Here is a 5550-nt window from a genome sequence, read left to right on the forward strand (position 1 = left end):
TGCGCAAACAAATTCGATTTAACGCAAATAAATTCATTTCAGACTAAAAGATCGTCCGCATAACCACTTACATACCCAAAAATTCCTTCAAAGGAGCTCGCATTGGCCGGTTTTTAACGTCAGGAACCTGTTTCAAGTTTGAAACAGCAGTTGTCCATCTAAAGGAGTGCAAGGAGAAGATTATTTCATCTTTTCCGGATTTATTATTAGAGGAAAATGAAGGTTTCGGGCGAATTTAATAAAGACAGCAACTTGAAGGAATGGAGGATGGATATGTTCAGAACGATGGATGATTTTTATCAGGTATGGAAAGAGGAAGCAACAGGAACGCAGCAGGTGCTCGATTCTTTGACGGATGAATCTCTGCAAAAGAATTTTACGGAAGGCCACCGCAATCTTGGGCGTCTTGCCTGGCACATAGCGACAACGCTGGAAGAGATGGTATCGCATACGGGACTGCAATTTTCAGGAGCGGATTTCAGCAAACCGGTTCCGGATACGGCGGCGGAAATTGCGGAAGCCTACCGTTTCACGAACCAGTCGATGATCACGGCAATGAAAGACAATTGGACGGATGAGACGCTGCAGGAAGAACATGATTTGTATGGTGAAAAGTGGACTGTTGCCGAGCTTTTGAAAGTGCTGGTGCTGCATCAGGTGCACCACCGCGCGCAAATGACGGTACTGATGCGCCAGGCCGGATTAAAAGTGCCTGGTTTATATGGACCGGCAAAAGAGGAATGGGCTGCAATGGGTGCAGAACCGCCAGCAGTTTAACAGAAACCGCAGAGCGATATTCAGCTCTGCGGTTTTTTCGTGGAAAATCACTTCAGCAATAAAATCATTTTGTAATATTATTGTAAAATTTGTTATGAAAAATCGGGAAATACAGTTGTATCGTTCGGAAAAGCAAAAATGTGACATGTGGATAACTTTCTCGGGAAGTGAGCGCGGACAACTATCCACAGCGGGCTAAAAAGAGGATTATACGAAAGCCCTTTCATCTGTTACAATGACTTGTGGATAAATGTGAATGAAATGTGCATAACTGTGTGGAATATTCGGAAATCGAAAGGACTGAAAAATATGAAGATTAAATGCTGCAAAACCCACGTGGAACATGGCCTGGACGTATTCGTTGCAAAGACCGAAAGTTATCCTATCCTAACAGAATTATCAGAAGACGAAAAGTTATCCACAAAATGTGAGTACTGTGAAGAGCAGGCTTTGTATCTTGTGGCCAGTTCATAAATTGGCACAAGATATAGAAATGCCTGTGGATATGTGTATAACATCCGTGGATAACTTGTTTGTAAATTTATTGTAAAGGGGGATATCCTGTGAATATCTCAATTATCACTGTAGGCAAGCTGAAAGAGAAATATTTAAAATTGGGCATTGAAGAATACACAAAGCGGCTTGGAAGCTACAGCAAAATAAACGAAATCGAAGTGGCGGACGAAAAAGCGCCGGAGCAATTGAGCGACGCGGATATGGAAATCGTCAAAAAGAAGGAAGGCGAGCGGATCCTGGCAAAAATTCCGGCCGACGCCTATGTCATTGCCCTGGCAATCGACGGCAAGATGAAAACGTCGGAAGGGCTGGCGAAAGATTTGGAATCGCTGATGACCTACGGCCGCAGCAAGATCGTTTTCGTCATAGGCGGATCTCTGGGGCTGCATGATGAAGTGTTGAAGCGGGCGGATGAGAAACTGTCGTTTTCAAAGATGACATTTCCGCACCAATTGATGAAGCTGATCCTGGTGGAGCAGGTTTACCGGGCATTCAGGATAATGAAGGGTGAACCGTACCATAAGTAAATGAGGTTTATACTATTAAATAAAGTCCAACTTATACATGATTTGTTCAACTGCTAAAGACAATCCGGTTATTAAACTGAATTCTACTGTTTTCTTTATATCGATAAATCAAATCGATTCAGTAATTGAAACTATCCAAGAGAAACAGGTTTTTATCATCTGGATTTGCTAAACTTTAGTTTTAAATTCTGTTATTTTAATCGAATATATCCTTGGTAAGGCTACTGCGCTTATTAGGATAACCCAATCAATGAAGCAATTGGACCGATTTACTTTTTTCTTCAAAAATTTATAATGATAAAGGATGTATTTTTACTTGGGATTTTCTCTTAAGGCGTTTTTATCTATCGATATAAGAGAAAGCTTGAAGCATAGAAGACGGGACGGGAATTGAATGAAAAAAATTGGATTTGATTCGGAGAAATATTTGCAGGAACAATCAGCCTACATCCTGGAACGGGTGCAGCAGTACGATAAACTTTACCTGGAATTTGGCGGAAAATTGATAGGCGACAAACATGCCAAGCGTGTCTTGCCTGGATTTGATGAAGATGCCAAAATCAAACTATTGCATACACTGAAAGAAAACGCGGAAATCATCATCTGTGTCTACGCTGGAGACATCGAACGAAACAAAGTCCGTGAAGATTACGGCATCACTTATGACCAAGATGTCTTGCGCTTAATTGATGAATATCGGGCATATGGCATTTCTGTCAACAGTGTCCTGATCACTCGTTACCAGGGGCAACCAACAGTCAAAGTATTTATGACAAAGCTTGAGAGAAGCGGAATCAGCGTCTGTATCCACCGCGAAATCGAAGGTTATCCGACAAATGTGGACGCGGTCCTTGGGGAAGAAGGATTTGCGACAAATCCTTATATTAAAACGACAAAGCCGATCGTGGTAGTAACGGGCCCTGGCCCCGGCAGCGGAAAGCTTGCCACCTGTCTTAACCAAATGTACCATGAGAATAAACTGGGGAATGAAGTCGGCTATGCCAAGTTTGAGACTTTTCCGGTTTGGAACTTGCCGTTAAAGCACCCGGTAAACATCGCTTATGAAGCGGCTACCGTCGATTTGAAAGACGTAAATATGATTGATAATTATCATTATGAAGCATACGGCAAAGTTGCGATCAATTACAATCGTGATATTGAGACGTTTCCTGTCATCAAACGGATTATTGAAAGGATTACCGGTAAAGAGTCTGTTTACAGCTCACCGACTGATATGGGTGTTAATCGTCTGAAATCGGGCATCACCGACGATATGGTCGTGCAGGAAGCTGCCAGGCAGGAAATCATTCGGCGCAGTTTCATCGTAGAGAACGACTATAAAAAAGGGCTTGCTGATGAAGACAGTGTACGCCACATGCAAGTGATTCTGGAAGAGACCGGTTTAAAGAAAGAGGATCGGGTCCCTGTATTGCCGGCCCGTAATTATGCGAAAGCAATCCAATCGCAAATTGACAGCACGAATTTACAAGCCGTAATTGCCATAGAACTGCCGAATGGCGAGATGATCACCGGTCGAACGACTACTTTGATGGATGCTTCGGCCGCCGCGATTCTGAATGGGTTGAAGAAACTGACCAATATTTCCGATGAAATTAATTTGTTGTCGCCGATGATTTTACAAACGATTCAACGTTTGAAAACCGATGACTTGAATAGCCGCGTCCCGACATTAAGCGCCAATGAAGTGCTCATTGCACTGGCAATCAGTGCGGTCACCAATCCGACTTCTGAGCTGGCTTATAAGCAATTGCCAAATTTAAAAGACACCCAGGCTCATTCCACGGTTATATTGAATAGAGAAAACGAACAAACCTTTAAGAAGCTTGGAATTGACATCACCAATGATCCGGTATATCCAACTGAGAACCTATATTACAATTAGATTTTAGAAAACACCTGCCTTTTTCTTCTTACATAGAAGTATGGGGCAGGTGTTCTTCATTTATAGAGTTTATTAGAAAGGTTCATTTTTATAATTTATACCTGTTGCGACAGGTGGGTACGAATGAATTTCACTTCTTCGTCAGTGATTTCATGTCCGTGATCGAATAGCTTAAATATTGTATGCTGGAAGTAAGCAGTGAGAGTCTTGGATAATTTCAAAGATTCACCAGGGACAGAAATGGCATCACGCGCGCCGGCTGTCAAAATAAGTTCTGTAGTTGAAGTTTCGGAGAAATGGAAAGTTAAGTTAGATGGGTGCAAAAGGACGACTGTATCTGCAAGGTTTGGTTCTTTTTCCAAGAGGGCCAGTAAAAAATTGGCTCCATTTGAATAACCCATCATGATGACTTTGCCTTTGGGTTTTTGTTGAGTCCAATCGTTTAAAAATGACGTTACATGCTTATCAAGGTCTGCACGGTCCAGCTGGCCGTTTTGCAAAGGGGCAAAAAAGCGGCGCTCTTTGCCAGTGCCGACGTTACCGATATAGGCCTTGATGCTGGCAGTCGGATCGATGTCCCCTACCACTTGCAGAAGGGAATATTCATTACCGCCCGTGCCATGAAAAACAACAAACGCTGTATCTGATTTTCCGGCTATGTTAAACTGTTCCATAATTCATTCTCCAATCCATTAGAAGAGGTGCTCTATGACAAGTCCGCTCATTCATCATGTTTCAGTCATTAACCGTGACCGCTATATTACCTTTGATTTTTATCATAAGCTACTCGGTTTAGAATTTCTATTAAAAACGGTAAATCAAGATGAAATTGAAATGCTGCATCTTTTCTTTGGCGATAAGACAGGTCGTCCCGGAACTGAATTCAGTGTGTTTGAAATGCAGAATGCCCCGGCAAAACAGTTTGGCACCAATAGTCTGGAACGTACTGTTTTTGCAGTACCTTCAGAAGTTTCACTTGAATTTTGGCTTGCTCGTTTCGAAACCCATGATGTCTTTAACTGTGAAATTGAATACTATCAAGGCAGAAAGTATTTGCATTTCGAAGACCGTGATGGCATACAGTTGGCGTTGACGTCTCTTAGAAAAGGCGATGCATCAGAGCACGCACCACATCAGTCTGCAGATATTCCGCAGGAACACACGATTTTGGGGATTGATTCTTTTCAATGCCGCGTCCGGTATGCCGATGCTTCTGCGCGTTCTTTTATGGTTACACATGGTTTGGAAAAAATAGAGACCTATGAACACAATCATCATCAGGTAACGGTATTAGGGCAAAAAGATGCTTTATTTGGGCAGCAGGTCCATCTGATTGAAGATCGTCTGCGGGGTATCGAAAAGCAGGGCATTGGTTCAGTCCATCATCTTGCGTTGAATGCCAAAAATTGTGACCATTTGGGTGCAATCGAGAAATTGATTTTAGAGAACAACTTCAATTATTCGGGTATCAAACAACGCGATTTCTTTGAATCTCTATATTACCGTGAGCCGAATAATTTATTGATTGAAGTAGCCACGGAACAGACGAAATTTGAAAAACCAGCTATAAAGACGGATGACTATGATGCCATTCCGTTGTTCCTGCCGGATTTTTTAGAAGACCGGCGCCGCTATATCGAAAACCAAATCAAGCGTTGATGAAGTTGGACGATTTATGAGATCCAGACGATCCATCGCCATTAAAAGAACTGCCTGGAAATGCTCACACATTTCCAGGCAGTTCTTTGCGGTTATAAAGGCTATCAGTTCCCGTTTACTCCATTCTGGCCAGGCAGCTGTATGAAAAGCTGGGATTTGAGGCGGATG

General features: G+C 42.5%; 7 protein-coding genes. 5 read left to right on the forward strand and 2 right to left on the reverse strand.

Features of this window, described 5'->3' with window-relative positions; all coding sequences use genetic code 11:
* Positions 1 to 273: 273 nt before the first annotated feature.
* The 4 genes from KW93_RS09260 to KW93_RS09275 all read left to right on the forward strand — a co-directional run bounded on the left by KW93_RS09260 (position 274) and on the right by KW93_RS09275 (position 3723).
* Positions 274 to 777 (forward strand): DinB family protein, encoded by a 504-nt coding sequence (locus tag KW93_RS09260; RefSeq protein WP_033542724.1) that lies wholly within the window; start codon positions 274 to 276, stop codon positions 775 to 777.
* A 309-nt stretch (positions 778 to 1086) separates the two neighbouring features.
* Positions 1087 to 1251, forward strand: coding sequence for a CxxH/CxxC protein (locus KW93_RS09265; RefSeq protein WP_033542728.1), 165 nt, complete (start codon positions 1087 to 1089; stop codon positions 1249 to 1251).
* Positions 1252 to 1340: 89 nt separating this feature from the next.
* Positions 1341 to 1820, forward strand: coding sequence for a 23S rRNA (pseudouridine(1915)-N(3))-methyltransferase RlmH (rlmH, locus tag KW93_RS09270; RefSeq protein WP_033542725.1), 480 nt, complete (start codon positions 1341 to 1343; stop codon positions 1818 to 1820).
* A gap of 394 nt (positions 1821 to 2214) precedes the next feature.
* Complete coding sequence (locus tag KW93_RS09275; protein WP_033542726.1) at positions 2215 to 3723, forward strand: DUF1846 domain-containing protein; 1509 nt, start codon at positions 2215 to 2217, stop codon at positions 3721 to 3723.
* Between the two features lie 95 nt (positions 3724 to 3818).
* Here the strand turns inward: KW93_RS09275 and KW93_RS09280 are convergent, their stop codons facing one another.
* On the reverse strand, positions 3819 to 4397 hold the full coding sequence (locus KW93_RS09280; RefSeq protein ID WP_052131546.1) for an alpha/beta hydrolase: 579 nt from the start codon (positions 4395 to 4397) through the stop codon (positions 3819 to 3821).
* A 34-nt stretch (positions 4398 to 4431) separates the two neighbouring features.
* On the opposite strand from KW93_RS09280, the gene KW93_RS09285 reads away from it, so the two are divergent.
* Positions 4432 to 5382, forward strand: coding sequence for a VOC family protein (locus KW93_RS09285; protein ID WP_033542727.1), 951 nt, complete (start codon positions 4432 to 4434; stop codon positions 5380 to 5382).
* On the opposite strand, the gene KW93_RS17820 is transcribed toward KW93_RS09285, so the two are convergent.
* On the reverse strand, positions 5338 to 5550 hold a 213-nt coding region (locus tag KW93_RS17820), incomplete at its 5' end, for a hypothetical protein (RefSeq protein WP_235318393.1). The genes KW93_RS09285 and KW93_RS17820 overlap by 45 nt on opposite strands.

The organism is Planococcus sp. CAU13 (genome assembly GCF_000775575.1).
GTDB lineage: Bacteria > Bacillota > Bacilli > Bacillales_A > Planococcaceae > Planococcus.

Coding starts and splice junctions, on each gene's coding strand:
- KW93_RS09260 (WP_033542724.1), top strand. CDS start 274: ATGTTCAGAACGATGGATGATTTTTATCAGGTATGGAAAGAGGAAGCA.
- KW93_RS09265 (WP_033542728.1), top strand. CDS start 1,087: ATGAAGATTAAATGCTGCAAAACCCACGTGGAACATGGCCTGGACGTA.
- KW93_RS09275 (WP_033542726.1), top strand. CDS start 2,215: ATGAAAAAAATTGGATTTGATTCGGAGAAATATTTGCAGGAACAATCA.
- KW93_RS09280 (WP_052131546.1), bottom strand. CDS start 4,397: ATGGAACAGTTTAACATAGCCGGAAAATCAGATACAGCGTTTGTTGTT.
- KW93_RS09285 (WP_033542727.1), top strand. CDS start 4,432: ATGACAAGTCCGCTCATTCATCATGTTTCAGTCATTAACCGTGACCGC.